The sequence below is a fragment of the Rathayibacter sp. AY1C4 genome (genome assembly GCF_002932195.1).
GTDB lineage: Bacteria > Actinomycetota > Actinomycetes > Actinomycetales > Microbacteriaceae > Rathayibacter.
In genome coordinates this window covers 90,756-109,878 of record NZ_PSWE01000001.1, presented here as the reverse complement: position 1 = coordinate 109,878, position 19,123 = coordinate 90,756, and the positions used below count along the sequence as shown (strand labels likewise).

Here is a 19,123-nt window from a genome sequence, read left to right as displayed (position 1 = left end):
TTCATCTTCGGAAGCCCGCGGGGAATGCGTGCTCCCCTCCGGAGTCTGGGGCCTCCGCACTCGCTGCGACATCCGTGTCGTTCGTCGTGTCGACGTTTCGCTCATCTCCACGATCGACAACACGACTGAGAAGCAGAACCATGGCTTTCACGACCCGGCGGCGCCGCCACTCACTGCACCGAGCGCCGTCGCGCCTCGGAAAGCGGGCCGTCGTCTTCGCGACGATCGGCGCTCTCCTCGTCGGCTCGTGGGGGCTCGGCGACGTCTCCGCCTCGTCTCCCGCTCAGGCCGCGAACCAGGCGGATCCGGTCGCCGGCGACGCCCCCGCTCCTCTCCCGACGCCCGTCGCACCGACACCGCCGGCAGCCCCCGAGGCCGATCCGGCACCCGCCCCCTCCGCATCTGCCACCTCGGCACCCACTCCGTCAGCGTCCGCCCCGTCGACGTCCGCCCCGTCGGCACCCGCCGAGGCCGCGGAGTCGCCGAGTGCCACGGCGGAGGAGCCCGCTCAGGACGAGCCCGATCCCGCAGCACCCCGCGGCGCCGCAGAGACGGAGCAGCCCGTCGAGACGGCGCCCGCCGGATCGGCGCCCGCTCCCACGGCGGCCTCGGACGACGATCAGGAGTCGGACCGCGGCCCGCCCGCGACGGCGCGAGCAGCGGGAGGCTTCTCCACGCTCGCGGCCGGCGTCGCCGAGGCCCCGCGACAGGTGTGGACGGAGACCTTCGAGCAGGGTCTGACCGCCACCCCGAGCGCGCTCACCGCCTACGCGAACGGCCGCTACACGGCCGCCACCGGCTGGTCGACCGCCACGAACTGCACCGGCGTCCTGGTCAACTACACGGCGCCCTACCCCAACTCCGCCTTCTGCCCGACCCGGCCCCTCCTCACCGTCGGCACGGGATCGTCGGCCGCACGCGAGACCCGCCGCATGGCGGACGTCCTCGGCCAGGTGGCGGCCGGAGTGCCGGGGTCCACCTCCAGCACCGCACCGGCCAACGGCTCGAACACCGGCACGCAGGCGAACCACGCCCTGGTCGAGTACCCGTACGCCGCCGTCACCGGCGGCACGACCGTCGCCCAGAGCGCCGCGGGGATCGGCGTCTCCGCTCCCGCCGCCCGCTACTACGCCGTCGGCATGAACGCCGCCGGCGGGCAGTGCGGGACGAACAACGCGTCCCTCTCCCTCAACCTGGTCTCGGGCGGGTCCACCGTCCTCACCGGATTCGCCGCACCGGTCGTGCCCTGCGCCGCGACCGGCAGCGTGTTCTACACGTCCCCGACCCTCCCGCTGGTCGGCGGGCTCGGCTCGCTCGTCGATCCCGCGCTCCCCGCCTCCGCTCGCGCCGCCGCCTACACCGGCACGAGCACCGCGCTCCTCACTCCGGCGCAGATCGCCGCGGCCCAGGTGCAGCTCGTGAACACGGTCACCGGCACGGGAAGCGCCTTCGCCGTCGACGACCTCCGCGTGCTCGACGTCACCCCCGCTCTCGATGCGGCCTTCACGCAGGCCGTGCCGACCGCGACGGTGCCGACCACGCTGACCTACACGGTCACCAACACCAGCGACCTCCTCGCGAAGGCGGACTGGCGCTTCTCGACCGCTCTCCCGGCCGGCCTCGTCGTGGCCCCGACGCCGGCTGTCGGCGGGTCCTGCACCGACGTCACCGGAACGGCGTTCGCCGTGACCGCGGCCGCCGGATCCTCCACCGTCTCGACGCTCGGCGGCGATCTCGCCGCGGGTGCGACCTCGTGCACGATCTCCGTGGACGTGGTGGCCGCCGCCGCCGGGACGTACAGCACCGGGACCACGACTCCCACCGGCCTCATCGCCTCCGCCCCCACCTCGGTGACGATCCAGGCCGCGACGACCCTCACCGTCCGGAAGAACCTGCCGGTGCGCAGCGCCACGGGCGACCAGTTCACGCTCTCGGTGCGCAGCGGCACGACGGTCCTCGCGTCGGCGACCACCACGGGCACCGCCACCGGGATCCAGGCCGCGCAGATCAGCCGCCTCACCGTGCAGTCCGGAGCGACGTACACGATCGCCGAGGCGCAGACCGCGGGCGCAGGCCTGGGGTACTCCAACAGCTACGAGTGCTCGCGCGGCGGCACGGTCATCGCCTCCGGAGCCACCGCCGCCGGGTCGATCACGATCCCCAGCGAGGCGGGAGCGGAGGTGCTCTGCACCTTCACGAACACGGTGCAGACGCCGCGCCTGTTCTGCGACACCGGCCGCTTCTACTCCCTCACGGCGGCCGGCGCCCTGCAGCAGGCCGACATCGTCACGGGATCCCTGACCTCGATCGGCAGCTGGTCGGGGACCGCCGAGGCGAACGCGCTCGGCGTCGGCGCGAACGGCGCCTTCGCCTACGCGCTGGACCGCTCGTCCGACGCGACGGACGTCGACGCCGTCCTCAAGTGGACGCCGGACGCCGGCTTCCAGAGGATCGCGAACAGCGCGTACACGACCGTGGCCGGCGGAGCGCAGGTGGCCGGCAGCATCGTCGCCGGCGCGGTCGACCTCCGGACGGGCCGGTACCTGTTCGGCAGCTTCGCGAGCGGCCAGTTCTACATCTGGAGCTTCACCGAGGCCAACCCCGTCGCCACCCGGTTCGCCCTCGTCGGCTCCTTCCCCACCTCCGGAACCCCCAACGGCAACGGCGACATGGCGTTCGACGCTCGCGGCAACCTCTACGTCGTCGGCGCGGGCTCGGTCAACAACGCCAGCAGCGCCGCGATCTTCACCGTGCCGGCCGACGCCCTGGCTGCGGCGACCGGCGGCACCCTCCCGGTGAACACCTCGATCGCGAAGGCCGTGACGGGGACCGACGCCGCCTTCGCCAACATCAACGGCATCGCCTTCTCGCCGCGCGGAACCGTCTACCTCGCCAACGGCGACGTCGCCGCCGCGAACGGTGTCCCCGCCATCCCCGGCAGCGCCTACGAGTTCGACGCCACCACCTGGACCCGCGTCAGCGGCACGCCGCGCGTGAGCGTCAACGCCGTCGACCTCTCCGGCTGCTCCTCACCGGCCACGATCACCGTGCAGAAGAGCGTGGTCGGGCGCCTGGCCGCGGCGGACCAGTTCCAGCTCACGGCGGCCGCCGGCTCTCCGGCGTCGCCCTTCGCCACGGCCACCACCACCGGCGCCACCACCGGCCGCCAGACCGCGCAGATCGGCCCCTTCCCCACTCCGATCAACAGCACGGTGACGGTCTCGGAGGCGATGGCCGCGGGCTCCGCCTCCCCGATCACCGCCTACACGAGCATCTACGAGTGCTACGCGGACGGCGTGCGGGTGAGCACGGGCTCGAACCCGACCGGGACGGTCACCCTCCCGAACCGGCTCGGCGTCAACGTCACCTGCACCTTCTTCAACTCCCCGCGCCCCGCCTCCACCGTGCGGATCACCAAGACGATCCGGGACGCCTCCGGCACCACCCGCCCCGGCGTGGACTGGACCGTGGGCACGACCGCGACGGCCACCGCCGGCACCGTCGCCCTGCTGCCGGAGCAGTCGCCCCGCCAGCAGACGGACACCGCAGGCCAGGCCGCCTGGACCGTCCTGTTCGGCACGGAGGCGTCGCGGGCGACGCTCACCGTCTCGGAGGTGCAGCAGACGGGCTTCGCGTTCGTCAGCGGCGCCTGCACGGTCAACGGCACCGCCCGGGCGACCACGTTCTCGCAGTCCGGGACCGTCATCAGCGCGAGCCTCACCGGCATCGCCTCCGCGGCGGTCGTCGAGTGCTCGATCGTGAACCGGCCCACGGCGTCCCTCACGCTCGTGAAGACGGTGAGCTCCGGCAGCGCGCTGCCCAGTGACTTCACGCTCAGCGCCACCGGCCCGACCGGCGCCCTGCCCGGCCCGACCGGCCGCGCGGGCTCCGCGGGCGTGTCGGCGATCCCCGTCACCCCGGGTGCCGCCTACCGGCTCGCCGAGACCGGGGGCCCCGCCACCTCCGTGCAGACCGGGCCCTGGCAGTGCCGCACCGACACCGGCGCCGCCCTCACCGTGAGCGCGGCCGGAGACGTGACCCCGACGAACGGTGCCGCCGTCACCTGCACCGTGGACAACGCCAGCGCGACGATCACCCTGGTCAAGCAGGTCCTGCGCCCCCAGACCGGCTTCCAGGCGGCCGACTGGCGCGTCACCGCGACGCCCGCCGCACTGGCCGGAGCGACGCTCCCGACGGAGACCCGGGCCGGCGCGGAGTACGCCGCCGCGGGCAACCCGGCGAGCACCTTCGAGGTGCGACCGGGCCACGGCTACACGCTGTCCGAGGCGGCGACGGATCCGACCCGCCGCCTCGCCTACCAGGAACTGCGTCTCGAGCGCCTGACCGGGACGACGTGGTTCCCGGTCGCCTCGCGGACGATCACGGCCCCCACGGCCGGTCAGACGGCGGTCTACCGCTTCGTCAACGCCCCCGTGGACCCCACACGCCTGCCGCTGACCGGTGGCGCCAGCACCGACGCGTTCCTCCTGGGCGGGGGGTCGGTGCTCACTCTCGCACTCGGCCTCCTCCTCTGGGAGCGGCGCCGGAGGCTGCGAGGCCCCTCCCGGTGACGCCCCGACCGAGAGCCCGGGCGCTCTCCCGCAGACCCCTTCCCGCACACCTTCGACTCCACGACATCAGCACTCACGACCTCAGTAGGAGAGATCACATGTCCCGCTCACTCACCAGGCGGCTCGCCGCCGCAGCCGGCGTCCTCGCGCTGAGCGCTGCGGCGGTCTTCACCGCCGTCGCGCCGGCGTCAGCGGTCACGCTGCCCGGCAACATCGACCCGACCATCAGCCGCACCCTCACCGTGCACAAGCTCGCGCTGGGCTCCAACAACGGCCAGGCGATCGGCACCGGCCAGGAGATCACGGTCCCCGGCGATGCGCTGCCCGGCGCCGTGTTCACCGCCGCGCGCGTCCAGGGCGTCGACCTCACCACGCCCGACGGCTGGAACCAGGTCGCGAACCTGACCCCGGGCACCGCCGCGACCCGTGTCACCGCCGCCGACACCTTCACCGCCACCAGCGGCACGGACGGCGAGGCCGTGTTCAACAACGGCGCGAGCATGCCGCTCGGCCTCTACCTCGTGACCGAGACCCAGCTCCCCGCCGGAGCGACCAACGGCGCGACGCCGTTCCTCGTGACCCTGCCGTTCCCGACGGGCCCGACCGGTGCGCCGGCGAACCAGTGGATCTACGACGTCCACGTCTACCCCAAGAACGCGGTCACGGAGCTCACCAAGACGCGCGTCCCCGCGGCGGCGAACTCGGTCGAGGCGCGCAACCCCGACCTCATCCGCTGGGCCATCGCCTCGGACGTCCCGGTGCTCGCCGCCGGTGACACGCTCGACACGTTCACCCTCACCGACACGCTCCCCGCCGAGCTGACCTACCTGCCGACCGGCCCGGCCGGCGTCGCGCCCACCGGCATCACGGTGACCAGCGCCGCGGGCACCGCGCCCGCACCGGCGTTCATCGCGAACACGGACTACACGCTCGGCTACGACGCCGCGACCCGGAACGTGACGCTGAACTTCTTGCAGTCCGGCCTCACCAAGCTCCAGGGTCTTCAGGGCGGCGTCGTCACCCTCACGGTGCTCACCCGCGCCACCGCCATCCCGGCCAACGGCATCATCACCAACTCGGCGACCAGCGTCGTGAACGGGGCCACGGAGACGGTCACCGGCAGCACCCCGATCGGTCAGCTGACCGTGTACGCCTACCAGAACAACGGCGCCAACCGCGTGCCGCTCGCGGGTGCGGTCTACCAGGTGTTCCTCACCGAGAACGACGCCAACCTCGGCCAGAACCCGGTGTTCATCAACGGCAACCAGAACTGGACCACCGGAGCGAACGGCATCGTCGAGATCCCGATCATCACGCCGGGCAACTACTACGTCCGCGAGCTGACCCCGCCCGCCGGATTCCGTCTGCCCACCCCGGCCCAGGTGCTGACGCAGGTCGTCGCCGGACCGAGCTCGGCCACCGCGCCGATCCAGAACTACGTCGAGTTCCTCCACACCCAGGTGCCGGCGTTCGCCCTGCCCCTCACCGGTGGCGGCGCGCAGTGGTTCACCCTCGGTGGAGGCGCGCTCCTCGCCCTCGCGATCGGTTCGGGCCTGATCGCCTCGCGCCGCCGCACCGCGCTGGCTGCTCAGACCGCGGAGTAACGTCACACCATGACGAAGTCGAATGCGGGGCACCCGTCGGGTGCCCCGCATTCCTCTGTCTCCAGCCCTTTTCCTCCGCGGAGGCGGCTCCACCGCCGGCCGCGGTGGCGGCTGCCGATCGCCCCGCTGGTCATCGCGCTCATCAGCCTCTCGGGAGTGGCGCTGCTGCTGTACCCCGTCGCCGCCAGCTGGCTCAGCGCCGTCGAGCAGGCGCGCGAGATCGACTCCCTCACGCAGGACATCACCGACCTCGGCGCCGAGACCCTCCGGCAGAACCTCGTCGAGGCCCGCGCCTACAACCAGAGCCTGAGCGGTGGCGGCGCGGCCGTCGCCGCGAACGAGCGCCTCCCCCTCGCCGACGACGAGCAGGTCGCCGACCGCGAGCGCTACTCCTCCCTCCTGCGCGGCGACGCCGAGGGACTGATGGCCCGGATCCGGATCCCCGCCATCGACGTGGACCTGCCGATCTTCCACGGCACGAGCGACGCCGTCCTCGAGCGCGGCGTCGGCCATCTCGAGGGCACCGCCCTGCCGGTCGGCGGCCCCTCCACCCACTCGGTGCTCACCGGCCACCGCGGCCTCGCCTCGGCCGAGCTCTTCACCCACCTCGACCGCGTCGACGTCGGCGACACCTTCACCATCGAGGTCTACGGCGAGGTGGTCACGTACCGCGTGCGCGAGACGCTGGTCGTCGAGCCGGAGGACACGCAGAGCCTCCTCGTGCAGCCCGGCCAGGACCTCCTGACCCTCGTCACCTGCACCCCGCTCGGGATCAACACCCACCGCATCCTTGTCACCGGCGAACGGGTGATCCCGACCCCTCAGTCGGACGTGGACGCGGCGGGGGAGTCGCCCGACGTCGCCGGGTTCCCGTGGTGGGCGGTCGCGGCCGGAGGCGCTGTGGTCGCCGCCGGGGTGTACGTGTGGTGGGCGGGGCGGCCGGCGCGCGGAGCGTGGGTGCCGGTGGTGGCCGCCGACGAGGAGCGCGACAGGGTTCCTGCGGAGCTGTGAGGCGAGGGGGTGCGGATCTCCGCCGTCCTGCTCCGGTCGCCTCAGCGGCGTGCTCTCCCCGGGATCGCACCTGTGCCGACCCGGTCAGGCGGGGCGCCACTCCTCGAGGAACTCGGCGACCGTCTTCGTCTCGAGGTCGAGCTCGACCTGACCGAGCAGGTAGTGGGGATCGGTGAGGTCGGCCTTCACGCGGATGATCTCGGCCCCGGTGTCGAGGCGGACGACGACGAGGTCGTAAGGCGCGAGAAAGCCGCTCCCCAGCGCCATGTCGATGGTGAGGCGGAGCCGACCGAAGCGCCGCAGCTGCAGCTCGGCGCGGAGGTGCTCGGCGGCGACCTCGGGGGTGTCGGGAGTGGGGTCGGGCATGGGGAAGACGGTACCGAACGGGGCGGAGGGGACTCCTGTAGGAGATCGTGAGCCTCTGCGCAGAGGTAATCGGTGCGCCCTGTTCGGCAGCTTGACGATGTGCGCAGGCGGGAGGATCCGGACCTCTCGGCTACGGCAGTGGCCCGAGCCTCCCATTCGAGACGCCGGGCGGCGGCGGCGGTCTTCTTACTCGCCTCGTGCGCACGGGCATCGCGCGCTTGCCCGCTGGCTCAGCAGAGGCGACTCTTGCAAGAGTCATGCAAGAGGCGTTACTGTCTTCTTGTTCGACTTCATCTTAGAGAAAAGGAAAGAACAATGACCGCCTACGTGAACGTGCCCGTGCCCGAAGACCTCGTCATTCCTGTGATGCGTTTCATCGCAGCGCAGAATTCCAGCGCTGCGAGCGTGAGCAACCTGGAAGCTGCAAGAGTCTCGGACAACGATGACGAGACGATCGAAGACTCGCGAGAGTGGACCCTCGAGGAGTTCGAGGTCCTCCGGTCCGGCGAAGCGAAGTCCATCAAGCTCTTCTGCCAGGTCCTCGACATCCTCGCCGCAGCGTCGCCGTCGGCGGTCGCCCTCGAGGACGTGGCGAAGGTGACCGGCGTCGAGCCGCTGACCATGCAGCGCGCGTTCGGCCGGGCAACGGTGTGGATGAAGAACCGCATGGGCGGCGACACCCGCTGGCCGATCTTCTGGCCCGGCGACGGCTGGGCGATGACGGAGACCAACGCCTCACTGTGGAAGTCGCTCGCTGAGTGAGCGGTGGAATGTGGTGATTCTCGTCCTCCGTGCCCGAGGCCTCGTGTCCGCTGGCGAGTTTCGGGGCCGGAGCCGGCCGGCTGCCGCTGGGCCGTGGGTGCGAGGTCAAGCCGGGCGGCCCGAGGCGCTCACGATCGCTTCTCTTTTCGCGTCGGAGCCTGAGGTCAGCACCGCGGGGCGGTAAGGAAGCGGCGGCGCGAACTCGTGTATGCGGCCAGTGGGATCACTGGAAACGAGTTCTGAGACACCAGAACGGATCCGCTCTTCGAGCCCGCGCGATGATCTGCTCCCAGATCATCCGCTCCTGCTGACAAGCGAGTTGTCGTGCGCCGTCAGCTCGCCCACAAACCACTCGAGCACCTCGACGAGTTGCCGTCGAGCAGACCGATGGGCGAGGACTTCGAGGTCGAAGGAAGGTCGCTTCTCCAACCGGTCGGCGGGCAGGTCGACGCCGCTCACGGTATTGAGGCGACTGAGCAGCGCTTGTCGCAGAGGGAGCGAGTCGAACGGCGGGCGGCTCCGCATGTGCTGGAAGACGACCTCGACGCTGCCGCTCGGGTAGAGCGTCAGCGGCCAGATGCTCTTCGATGCCGGAGCGGAGCCGCGTGCGACGAGGAAGCACGACTTCTCTTCCGCGGCACCGAAGTCCAGGATGCCTCCGAGACGTTCCCACTCGTCGAGGAGCTCGACGACACCGTGGACGGTCGACGGGGCCTGCCGATCGGCGAGACCAGCGAGGAACTCTGCTCGCTCGCTGTTCCCCTCGTCCGGGACGAAGTCGATGTCGGAGTGGATCGAGAGCCCTACGAGCTCGGCGAGCTCCGGAACCGTCAGCTTGTGTCGGAGATCTGCACGGCCGGCGGAATCGAAGGCCACGCCTTCCGACGCCAGCAGCTCCTCAGGGGCGACGTCAGCGTGCGGGCTGTCGGCGCCCCAGACGAACCCCGGCGAGATCTGACCCGACTGCTTGAGGACGCGATACGCGTTCGGCGCCGGAGCATGAATGAGGAACTGCCCGAGAGGGACGGGGTGGGTCCCGGCGACAGTCGCGATGTCGCCATAGCTGGCCCACCGCCCCGGAGGAATCGCAGCGACGAGGTCGAGGACGAGCTTCCAGGAAATTCGGGACCCCCCTGAATCCGTGTCAGCGAGAGGGGCGGCCCAGGTCGAGATGATCCTGTCCGCGATGACGGAGCCGCGCTCGACGATCTGACGGCGAGTCCAGGCTGTCTGGCCGGCGATCTCGCGATTGAGACGGAAGCTCGACGCATCGAGGAGCTGCCGCTTCTCGGAGAACGGGCGATTGCTGAGCTCGGAGTTGTACGAGGTCAGAGTCAGGTTCGCGAGCGTGTGCACATAGGACTCGTGCATCTCGTCGACGGTGTCGAAAGTTTCGAGGTCGTCGGCAAGCGCTTCGCGCCAGGTCTGACTGAGCGTCTGCGGCATGACGTGCTCGATGGTGGCCGCGCTGGGATCCGTGTGCTCTTTCGCGGAGACGTCTCTGTTCCGCCACTCGATGGGAGTCACGTCCTCGAGCCAGGCGAGGATCATCTTCCGTTGTGCTGGTCGGCCCTGGTAGTAGAAGGGCTTCGAGAGGACGGCTTCGCGGATCTGCGCGTCGGTCGCGAAGAACTTCCGCCCGACGGAGAAATAGCGGTGGAGGGTCGCCGCGACGTCCGACTCCCCGACCTCGAGAGGTGCGCGATAGAGGATCCGTGACAGAGCCGCACTGCTCGCGCCGATGATGACTCGGCGCACCATGAACGACTCGAGCAGTCGCAACGACTCGGCGACCTCGGAGGAGCTGACCGAGCCCGCGTCGCGCAGCCGGAGCAGGTGGAGGACGAGCGCGTCGGTCGCCGAGAGCCCCCACTGCACATTGCGCTGCAGCGCGGCACGGACGTCCGGGTCCGGCTCGTTCTCGGGGTTCCGGATCACCGCCAGCAACTGGGCGAGTCCGCTGTACCGGCGGACTTCGGCGACGATCTGATCCTCAGTGAGCGATCGCATCCGATCGACCTGCAGCGAGTAGATGTCTCCCTGCTTCGCATCGGGTGTGGACCAGATCAGGTCGATCCAGAAGAGCGCTTCGAGATCTGCCGGCGAGAGAGCCTTCTGCAGAGGCAGCCACCAGCTGTCGTAGATCTCCTCGCTGCGCGACCCGAGCCGCATGAAGATGTAGTTGCGCAGCAGATCGCCCTGGGTCAGCTTGAGACCCGTGTTGTTGAGCGACTCGAAGATCCGGTACACGTTGTCGTGAGCGTGCGCCGTGATGGAGACGAAGACCAGACCGTTCAGAACTACCGATTCGATGCGATCCATGTCGTAGGCGTCGTCGGGATCATCGGCGCCGTGCAGCTTCGTGCGGAAGAACCGGTAGGCGTCGAGCACGCCGGACGCCACGGACTGATCGATATTCCCGTCGACGATCGCCCGGAACGCCTGCCTGTCGGCTTGCGTGGGCAGGACCTTCAACCGATCATCGCCGCGCTTGAACCGGTCGAACAGGTACGTCTCTTCGAGCCGCTGCACCTTCTCGGGATACTTCGGCTCGGTCTCCGCGTAGTGGTCGCGCAGGGCGCAGATGAACAGGCTGAGCGTGGTGAGGCGCTGCTGCCCATCGACCACGAGGAACTGCGACCCTGCCGGCCCGATCTCGCCCAGCGAGAGGACGAGGGAGCCGGTGAAGTGAGTGGCGCCCGGAGTGTCGACGCGCTGCTCGGCGAGGTCGACGACGTCCGACCAGAGCCGATCGAGCTGCTTCGCGGTCCAGGAGTACGGGCGCTGGTACAGCGGCACGCGGTACTGCTTGGCACCCTCGAGGACCTGCTGGAGTCGGGTCTCTTGCACGTCCATGAGCGGTTGGTCCTGTTCTTGGGGTGGGCGGTGCACTCAGGGTACGGGCGATCTCCCGACGAGGACGGGGCGGTCCGAAGGGCTATGGACCTGCACGTGCGTCGCGCCTCCCTGGAGTCAGAAGCCCGAGGGACGCGAATCGTCAGCTAGTGCGCCAGACGAGCGCGTCGCACGGGTTCAAGCCGTCGTCGGGGAGCCGCGGGTAACTCGCCGTCGACATGCCGGTCCGGTGGTCGTTCCCGCTCGAGCTGGTCACGAAGTACGGGTAGCCCGGTTCGTTGAGTTCCGGAGCTCGACCTGGTGCGCTAGGACCTAGGCTTGAACCGCATTCGCCACGGGTGACCGATCGCTGCGAAGCAGCGGTCCAACGCTTGGAGACATCACTGTGGTTCTACCTCTGATCCCACTCGCGATCGTCGTTGCAACTACCGTCTCCGGCGCGGGGGGCGGCGCGGCGGGCATCTGGGGTGGAGCTCAGATCAAGAAAGCGAGAGCCGACAGAAAAGCGCACCAAGCCGCTTACGAGGCACGACACGAAATTCACGTCGCAGCAGTAGAGGAGACGAATCAGTGCCTTCGGGCTCTGGGAAGTACCCAGGAACGCGCGCACCGGGAGGTCATTCTCCGGATGAAGGCTTTTCTTGTTCGGCACAACAAGCAGGTACGCGCGAGCGAGCATCTGATTCTCGATGGGATAGACGGAGCAGATCAGCAGGTTTTGGGGCTCGCCAAGCTCGACGCGGACGTCGCGGGATGGGTGCGGGGAGTCGTCGGTTCGACCATCGCCGGGGTTGCTGCTCCGATCGTGATGCGCACCGGCGTTGCTTCTTTCGCGGCGGCAGGCACGGGAACGGCGATCTCCGGACTGGGTGGAGCGGCTGCGACAAGCGCGACGCTGGCCTGGCTGGGAGGAGGTTCGCTAGCGGCCGGGGGCGGCGGGATGGCGCTAGGTGCGACGATGCTCAACGTCGCAGTGATTGGACCGACGGCGCTGATCGCGGGCTTGACGGTCAAGAACCGTGGAACCAGAGAGAAAAGTGCCGCGGCTGCGTATCAGACCCAGATCGAGATCGGAATCGCTCAGCTGGACACCCGCAATGGGCTTCTACTCGCGGTCCAGGAGAGAGTGGGCGAGGTCGACTCGATTCTGGCTAGGCTCATTTCAGAGTCTGCGGCCGCGATCGATCTGCTCGAATCCGAACCGTTCGAGGTCGAGCGTCATGCGGAGCGATTCCAGAAGGCGGTCGTGCTTGTGAAGGCTGTTCGGGACGTCGCTACGGCGCCGATTATCGACGAAGACGTCGATCTTGATGAAAGGACAAGTGAACTGGTGCTCAAGTATCGCGAGGAGGACGAGGTGATTCGCAATGACCGATGAGGCGAAGAAGACGACTCCCGTGCCGTCGAGGACGAGCAGAGCAGTCTCCGCCGCTGCCGGCAAGTTCACTGCCGCTGACGCACTCGGTGCGCTGACCCAACTTATCGACGCCAGCCGTGAAGCCGTTCATATCCACGAGACGGAGAGCACGAAGCGCGAGAAGCTTCGAACCTATCGCGAGACTGAAGTGGCGCGCATCGAGGCCTCGGAGCGGGTACTGAAGACATACTTCGACCAGATCTTCGCGGAGCGACGTGAGACGCACCAGAGGCTTTTCGCAGGCCTCGACGTCGCCCTGCAGTCAGGGGACGTGGAGGTGCTCCGCGTCGTTGTGGGTGGCATCGTCGAGGTGGCCCGTACCTCCCCTCTCGCCGACCTAGGGAACCTCGCGGAGCTCCGGGCCGCATGGGATGATCCGGACACGGTGTTCGAGTTCTGACGCACCCTGAGTGGTTCGCCCTTGGTGAGGTCGGGACCACGGCCCTAGATATGGCCTCCTCTTTCGCCAGAACGAGCGACCTGGTGAAGACCTAATCCTCGGTCGCAGCCCTCGACACGATGGGTTCACGAGCTACCGTCGCTGCATGGACGCGGTCGACGAACCGCTCGGCCAGAGTCGCCCGCGCGAAGTCCGGTGGCAGCGCCGCCGAGAACTTCAATCCGGAGACGGCGTCCGGCGAGATGTAAGGCAGTGCGCTATCCAGGACGGCCTCGCGGAGAACCGAGACGTCGAACGCAGAAGCGAAACGCATCGACTCGTTCGTCGATCGCGCCTCGAACGCTGGTGGCAATGCCGCAGCAAGCGTCTCGTGCGCCTTGAGGCCGGCCAGGCTCCAGAGCTCGACGTGGGAGGAGTCGCGAGTCAGGACAAGTCCCGCAGCGTCCACACGGCTCGACCAGCTCTCTCGACCCATGGACAGCGCCCTCTGGGCGCGTTCCGACAGCTGGACGGGTGGCTCGGCGCCGAGGAGGACCTCTCTGCGGGCGCGGACCATGTCGAACGACTCGGGCAGCGCGCCCGACGACCATCGCACATTGCCGCGGCTGATCTCCGGCTCGACGTCGATGCGGTGCCGACTCCAGTCGACGGAGACCACCCTCCACGCGTTCCCGGCCAGCAGCAACGGCTTCTCACCGCGGATGATCGTGGCACTCAGAGAGATTGGCGCCACTCCACCGATCTCCTTCCGCCCATGGACGACCGTCAGTTCGAGATCTGCCACGAAGGTGCTCAGGAGCTCGAGGAAGTTCTTACCTCCGAACTTCTTCTCGGCTGTCGGTCCGATGAAGACCCAGCCACCGTCACTGGCGAGGAAGCCTTCCTCGACGAGGTAGTCGAGCACCTCCTCGCCGTCGGCCATCACCAGGCTTCCCGCCCACCACTCATGCCAGGAGTCCCGAGCGAATCGGCCTTCCTGGAGAGCGAGTGCCAGGAACTGCTGCGCCGCGAGGTGCCGAGGGGAGGGCGGCGGAGTGATCGGCTCCACGAAGCCCGTCCCCCACAGGTGGAGCAGCCCCGCTGCACGCAGGAAGGTCTCGTGCTCGGTGGCGAGGAACAGCGCGTTCCTCGCCGCGCCGGCCCGCCGTCCGGTCCGACCGAGTCGCTGCAGGAACGACCCGACCGATCGCGGTGAATCGAGCTGAATCATGCGGTCGAGGTCGCCGATATCGATACCGAGCTCGAGGGTCGACGTCGAGACGATGACGCAGTCGCGGCTCTCGGCGAACGCCTGCTCGCTACGCCGGCGTTCGTCCAGGGAGAGGGAGGAATGCGAGATGAAGGTGGTGACGCCGCGATCTCGCAGTTCGTAGGCGAGCTCCTCCGCCTGTTTCCTGGATTCGCAGAAGGCGAGCCGCTTCTCACCGGGGTGAAGAGAGGCGATGACAACAGCCGCGTTCTCAGCCGAGCCGACGTAATCGAGCGTGACATCCGGAGGCATCGGTGGATCGCCGGAAGTCACCACCCGGCTCTCGATGCCCGCACTGAGATTCGATCCCTGGAACCAGGCGAGGACGTCGCTCGGATTCCCCAGCGTCGCAGACAGTCCGATGCGCTGGATGCGGTGCTCCGCGAGGCGCTGGATCCGCTCCAGGACCGCGAGCAGGTGCCATCCGCGGTCACCGGCCGCGAAGGAGTGGATCTCATCCGCGACGACGACTCGGAGTCCGCGGAACAGCAGCCGGTGGTCCACTCGTCGCGAGACGAGCAGCGCTTCGAGCGACTCCGGGGTCGTGAGAAGGATGTCCGGTGGTTCGCTGAGGATCGCCCGACGGGGGCCGTCTCCGATGTCTCCGTGCCAGAGCGCTACTCGCCGACCGAGCCACGCGGTGTACTGCTCGAGCCGAGGGAGGAGGTTGTTCAATAGAGCCTTGAGAGGAGCGACGTAGACGACGCTGAATCCTCTCCATCCTTCGTCCACCATCCGGGACAGAAGGGGGAACATCGCCGCCTCTGTCTTCCCTCCGGCGGTCGGGGCGATGAGAAGGCAGTCGGCGCCGGAGCGCACGGGCTCGATCGCCGCACGCTGAAGCGGCCGCAGGTCGTCCCAGCCGAGCGTGTTCGCGACGTGGTACTCGAGCGCGCCCGCCAGTTCGGCGCCGTCAGACATCGAGCTGGATCGCGTCGAGGCCGCCGATCGCTGCGCGCTCGTCCTCGTTCAGCTCGGCGGTGGACACGGTGACGGACGAAGCCTCCGTCGGCACGTAATCGGGGAACTGCTCGACCTTGTCGAGAATGTCGACGAGCTTCCGGAGATAGAGCCGTGGGGCGATCCCGACCTTGCCCCCGAGCCGACCGGCGACAGTCTCCGCAAGCGCCTCGAGGTAGTCATCGGTGATGAGCGCCGTGATCCGACCAGCCTCGGCACTGCCCGAGGTGTAGATACCACGGACCCGCGTGCCCAGCTCCTGGAGACTTCCGCGTTGGAAGCCGAGGAGCCGCACCTGCGGCGCTCGGGGGTTGTCCCATCGGGGGTCCCCGCTGAAGTCGACTCCGATCCGAGCGGCGAGTGGAGGGAGGCGTTGCACCCCCTGAGTCCCATCGAAGAAGGCCGGTGTGCCGGTGATGAGCACGTAGAGGCCGGGGAAGCGCCCCGCGTCGATCTCATCGAGGAGCTGTCGAAGTGCGTTGAGGGACTTCTCGCGCACATCGCTGCGCACCCGCTGCAGGGTCTCGACCTCATCCAGAACCAGTACGAGGCCGCGGTAGTCGGAGTCGCGGAGAACGGCGAGCAGACCTTGAAGGAATCCGAACGCACCGAAATGGTCGAGGTCACCGCGCACACCCGCGACGCGTCGGACGGACGCGGCGACATGAGGCTGCCCAGCGAGCCATGCCGCGAGTCCGTCGGCAGTCTCGATGTCTCCCGCGACGGTCGCGACATGGTACCCACGAAGGGCGGCAGCGAAAGCGGGAGCTGTGCTGGACACCGCAGCGAGGCGACGTTCCAGCAACGACTCGGTGAGTCGCGTGACCTCGCTGCGATCGGCGGAGGCGGCACCCGCGGCGATCGCATCCTCCTCGAGGACCCGAAGCCACCCGTCCACGACCTCGCGGAAGGCGCTCGGCGGGGTCGCCTCGGTCGAGAGGTTCTCGGTCACTCTGCGGTAGATCGTCTCAAGACGGTGCAACGGTGTCTCCGTCTCCGAGATCTGCACCTCGGCCGTCGCGAATCCTCGTTGCTTCGCGGTCTCGGTCAGCCACCGCGCGAAGAAGGTCTTACCCGCTCCGTATTCGCCGCGAACGGCCTTGAAGACCGCACCGCCGTCCGAGACGCTGTCCAGCTCGTCGATCACCGAGGCCTCGAAACGGTCGAGACCGACGGCCATCACATCCAGTCCGCGCTGAGGGACCGTGCCGCGGCGCAGGGCATCGATGATCTCGCGGCGCCGACGCGGGCTGACGGCCGTCACGATCCAGTACCCAACTCGAACTGCTCGTTGAGAAGCGCGAGGTCGAGAACCACAGTGACCCCGTCTGAATCCGTGTCGATGACCAGGTATCCGTCCCGGTTGAGGACCCGGCGGAAGGCCGCAAGGAGACCGGGCATCTTCGCACCGGGAACGGCCGCCCGGACGGCCAGGGTGTCGCGATGGGCGCGGCCGCCGCCTGCCTGGAGCGCGGCGACGATCGCGCTCGCGACGCTGTCCTCGATCGGGTGACGACCGGCCATCTTGCGGCGTGCTCGATAGATGTCGCTCGCGACAAGCTGCTCGGCGGTGCTCCGACGGGATGTGGCCGCCTCCTCCGCGGTCGGCTCGATCTCGAACAGCGTCGAGCCGACGGTCGCCGCAGGCTCCTTCGTTTTCGTCGCCTTGCGCTTGGGCGATGCAGGGGGCGGCGCCGTCGGCGCCCTGAGGGTTTCGTTCCACCACAACGGCTCCTGGGGCGGAGCCTCAGCCCATCCAGCCGGATCACCAGCGCCCCGGGGCTTGGCGACGAGGATCGGAATGGTCAGCTCGGCGAGGGCTGCGCCTCCGTGGTAGCCCGCCTTCTTCGAGGCGTAGCGGAGGCCGTCGGAAACGGCGAGCACAGCGCTGCCGCCAGGGGCGAGGACGCGTGGGCCGCTGACGAGGACCTCGTCGGCCCGTGCGGGCCCCGTGCTGACCTCGCGCCACCGCGCCGGCGACTGCGGGACGCTCCGGAGCTCACTGCCGCGCTCGACGACGTGCCCGTGGTCGGACGTGAGGATGACGGTCCGTCGGGCTTCGAGCGCGGCGTCGAGAACCGCTTCGAGGTGCGCTATCGAGCGCAGACTCCAGCGGAGTGAATCGACGTCGGCGCTCGCCAATGCATCATCGATCGTGTTCAGCACGAGGCCGACGATCCTTCGGCCGGAGTCGGCGATCGCGTCGCTGACGGCCGGCGGTAGCGCGTGTCCGGGCTCTGAACGCAGATCGTCTTTGTGGAACACCACTCCATCGACCGCTGTGGCGAACTGCGCCTTCTCGAGCTGCTGAGTTCCCTTGCGCAACGCTCCGGAGAAGAGCGAGGTGCGGGAGTACTCCGTCACGGTCGGCAGAGCTGCGAGGGCGGTACCGCGTCGCAGAGACGTCTTCCGGACGACCTCCGTCCAGCCCCGAGAGGGAAGGTCGGTCGCCAGCTCCACCGCTGAGGGCACGCTCATGCCGTCCAGAACGATGAGGAGGACCGGGCCGTGCGTACTGAGCGGTACGACGAGGCGTGAGAGCAGGCTCTCCACGGGGAGCACGGAGTCATCTGTCGACAGATCGCCGGTGAGTGCCCGTGCAGCGGTGGCGTCCTCGATACGACGCTGGGTCTGCACCGCGTAGGCGAGCGCGCGGTACGCGCCGGCGAGACTTCGATCGGTGTCACCGTCCCAGAGGTCTCCGAGGGCCCGCTCCGCCCAGGAGCCGTTCGCCGCGTAGGCGAGAATCGCGGAGCTCAGGCCCACGGAGGAGGCGCGAGAGCCACTCAGCCACCGGACGAGGCGCGCCGCCATGAGGGCGGTGGGACGGGACCGCTCGAAGGAGGAGCGCGCGCCGTGCGATTCGATCCGCGAGAGCGCGTCGTCGACAGTGAGAGATGCACGGGCGCTCGGGACGGCTGCCGCGGCTTCAACCGCTTCCGCGAAGACCGAGACGCGGGCGCGAAGGCCGGCGGGGAGGAAACTGGACGCCGCCGCGCCCTCGGCCCAGCCGAGGTCTCCGCAGAGCGCCTCAGCCTGGTCGAGGACGGAATGAGCGTGCTCGTTGTCGTCGGCGAGCCATCGCTGGGCGATGAGCTTCGCGGAGGCGCCGTAGCGCTGCGCAGCCGATGCGCTCGGCGCCGTCCCCACGTACTTCTCGATCCTCACGCGAGCGGCGGCGACTGCGGTGTCCGGTGCAACGGGTCCGGATGCCCACAGCTCACCGACGACGAGTCCCACCGCGACGGAGGAGACACCACCAGGGGCGGACGCGGCGCGCAGCGCCATTGCCAGGTGCTGCTCGACATGGATGGCGGTCGCCCTGATCAGACCAGCGCGTGACTCCTGATCCAGGTCCGCAAGACGGGACTTCACTCCGGGGTCATCGAGAGTCGCGAGCGCGGTCGATGCAGCGAGAGCGTCGATGCGGTCGACGCCGAGCATCGCCACGAGCATCGACTGGACGACGTGCTGAGCAGAGAGCAGTCCACCCGGAGCCGGCGTGAACCCGCGTTCTCGGCGGAGGGAGACGAGGAGTCGCGGCACCCAGGACCCGAGCGCGCGAACGGGCTGGGCGGGATACTCGCGCGCGCCGAACAGCGCCGGCACGATGTTCCACTCGTCCAGATCCGTGACCTTCTGCCTCTCCGCATCGAGCACGACCGCCGTACCCAGCTCGGATTCGGTCAGCGAGGTGAGCACGGCGATGAACTCGTCCTCGCCCGCGGAGCGCATCGCGTCGAGCGCGGCGAGCCCCGAGACGCCCTCGACCACGCGCACGGTGGCGTCGCCGAAGGTGAGCGTCTCTGCTCCCGACCACGTCGGCTGTGCACGGACGAGGATCGTCCTCGCGCGTCGGCGCTCGCTCGAGAGCCAGGCAGCGAGGTGCTGACGAAGGGCAGGCTCGGTCACGGTCGGTGCGGGCAT

11 protein-coding genes are annotated in these 19,123 nt (G+C 69.1%); 6 read left to right on the top strand and 5 right to left on the bottom strand.

Annotated features, from left to right (window positions below; genetic code table 11):
• Positions 1-140 precede the first annotated feature (140 nt).
• The 3 genes from C5C99_RS00445 (at position 141) to C5C99_RS00435 (ending at position 7,186) form a co-directional block, all read left to right on the top strand.
• The gene (locus tag C5C99_RS00445; RefSeq protein ID WP_104339425.1) at positions 141-4,571 is read left to right on the top strand and encodes an LPXTG cell wall anchor domain-containing protein; all 4,431 of its coding nucleotides are present in this window, start codon (positions 141-143) and stop codon (positions 4,569-4,571) included.
• A 98-nt stretch (positions 4,572-4,669) separates the two neighbouring features.
• Entirely contained in the window at positions 4,670-6,175 is a 1,506-nt protein-coding gene (locus C5C99_RS00440) for a SpaH/EbpB family LPXTG-anchored major pilin (RefSeq protein ID WP_104317742.1), read from the top strand.
• A 9-nt stretch (positions 6,176-6,184) separates the two neighbouring features.
• Positions 6,185-7,186, top strand: coding sequence for a class C sortase (locus tag C5C99_RS00435; protein ID WP_219813592.1), 1,002 nt, complete (start codon positions 6,185-6,187; stop codon positions 7,184-7,186).
• Between the two features lie 84 nt (positions 7,187-7,270).
• On the opposite strand, the gene C5C99_RS00430 is transcribed toward C5C99_RS00435, so the two are convergent.
• The gene (locus C5C99_RS00430) at positions 7,271-7,552 is read right to left on the bottom strand and encodes a hypothetical protein (protein WP_104319433.1); all 282 of its coding nucleotides are present in this window, start codon (positions 7,550-7,552) and stop codon (positions 7,271-7,273) included.
• A 315-nt stretch (positions 7,553-7,867) separates the two neighbouring features.
• On the opposite strand from C5C99_RS00430, the gene C5C99_RS00425 reads away from it, so the two are divergent.
• Complete coding sequence (locus C5C99_RS00425) at positions 7,868-8,314, top strand: hypothetical protein (RefSeq protein ID WP_104339424.1); 447 nt, start codon at positions 7,868-7,870, stop codon at positions 8,312-8,314.
• 294 nt (positions 8,315-8,608) lie between these two features.
• Here C5C99_RS00425 and C5C99_RS00420 read toward each other — a convergent pair whose 3' ends face one another.
• Positions 8,609-11,170 carry a DUF262 domain-containing protein gene (locus C5C99_RS00420; RefSeq protein WP_104339423.1) on the bottom strand — a complete coding sequence of 854 codons (2,562 nt, stop codon included), beginning with the start codon at positions 11,168-11,170 and terminating at the stop codon, positions 8,609-8,611.
• 385 nt (positions 11,171-11,555) lie between these two features.
• Between C5C99_RS00420 and C5C99_RS00415 the strand changes: the two genes are divergently transcribed.
• Together C5C99_RS00415 and C5C99_RS00410 are read left to right on the top strand one after the other, a co-directional pair.
• Positions 11,556-12,548 carry a hypothetical protein gene (locus C5C99_RS00415; protein ID WP_181074514.1) on the top strand — a complete coding sequence of 331 codons (993 nt, stop codon included), beginning with the start codon at positions 11,556-11,558 and terminating at the stop codon, positions 12,546-12,548.
• Positions 12,538-12,987: a hypothetical protein gene (locus C5C99_RS00410; RefSeq protein ID WP_219813591.1), complete on the top strand. Its 450-nt coding sequence runs from the start codon at positions 12,538-12,540 to the stop codon at positions 12,985-12,987. The genes C5C99_RS00415 and C5C99_RS00410 overlap by 11 nt, the downstream gene beginning before the upstream one ends.
• A gap of 91 nt (positions 12,988-13,078) precedes the next feature.
• On the opposite strand, the gene C5C99_RS00405 is transcribed toward C5C99_RS00410, so the two are convergent.
• The 3 genes from C5C99_RS00405 to pglZ are packed head-to-tail and all read right to left on the bottom strand — an operon-like array spanning position 13,079 to position 19,123.
• Entirely contained in the window at positions 13,079-15,157 is a 2,079-nt protein-coding gene (locus tag C5C99_RS00405; RefSeq protein WP_104339421.1) for a DEAD/DEAH box helicase, read from the bottom strand.
• Positions 15,150-16,460, bottom strand: a complete 1,311-nt coding sequence (brxD, locus tag C5C99_RS00400) for a BREX system ATP-binding protein BrxD (protein WP_219813590.1) — start codon at positions 16,458-16,460, stop codon at positions 15,150-15,152. The genes C5C99_RS00405 and brxD overlap by 8 nt, the downstream gene beginning before the upstream one ends.
• Complete coding sequence (gene pglZ, locus C5C99_RS00395; protein ID WP_104339420.1) at positions 16,457-19,123, bottom strand: BREX-2 system phosphatase PglZ; 2,667 nt, start codon at positions 19,121-19,123, stop codon at positions 16,457-16,459. Before pglZ ends, brxD begins: the two co-directional genes overlap by 4 nt.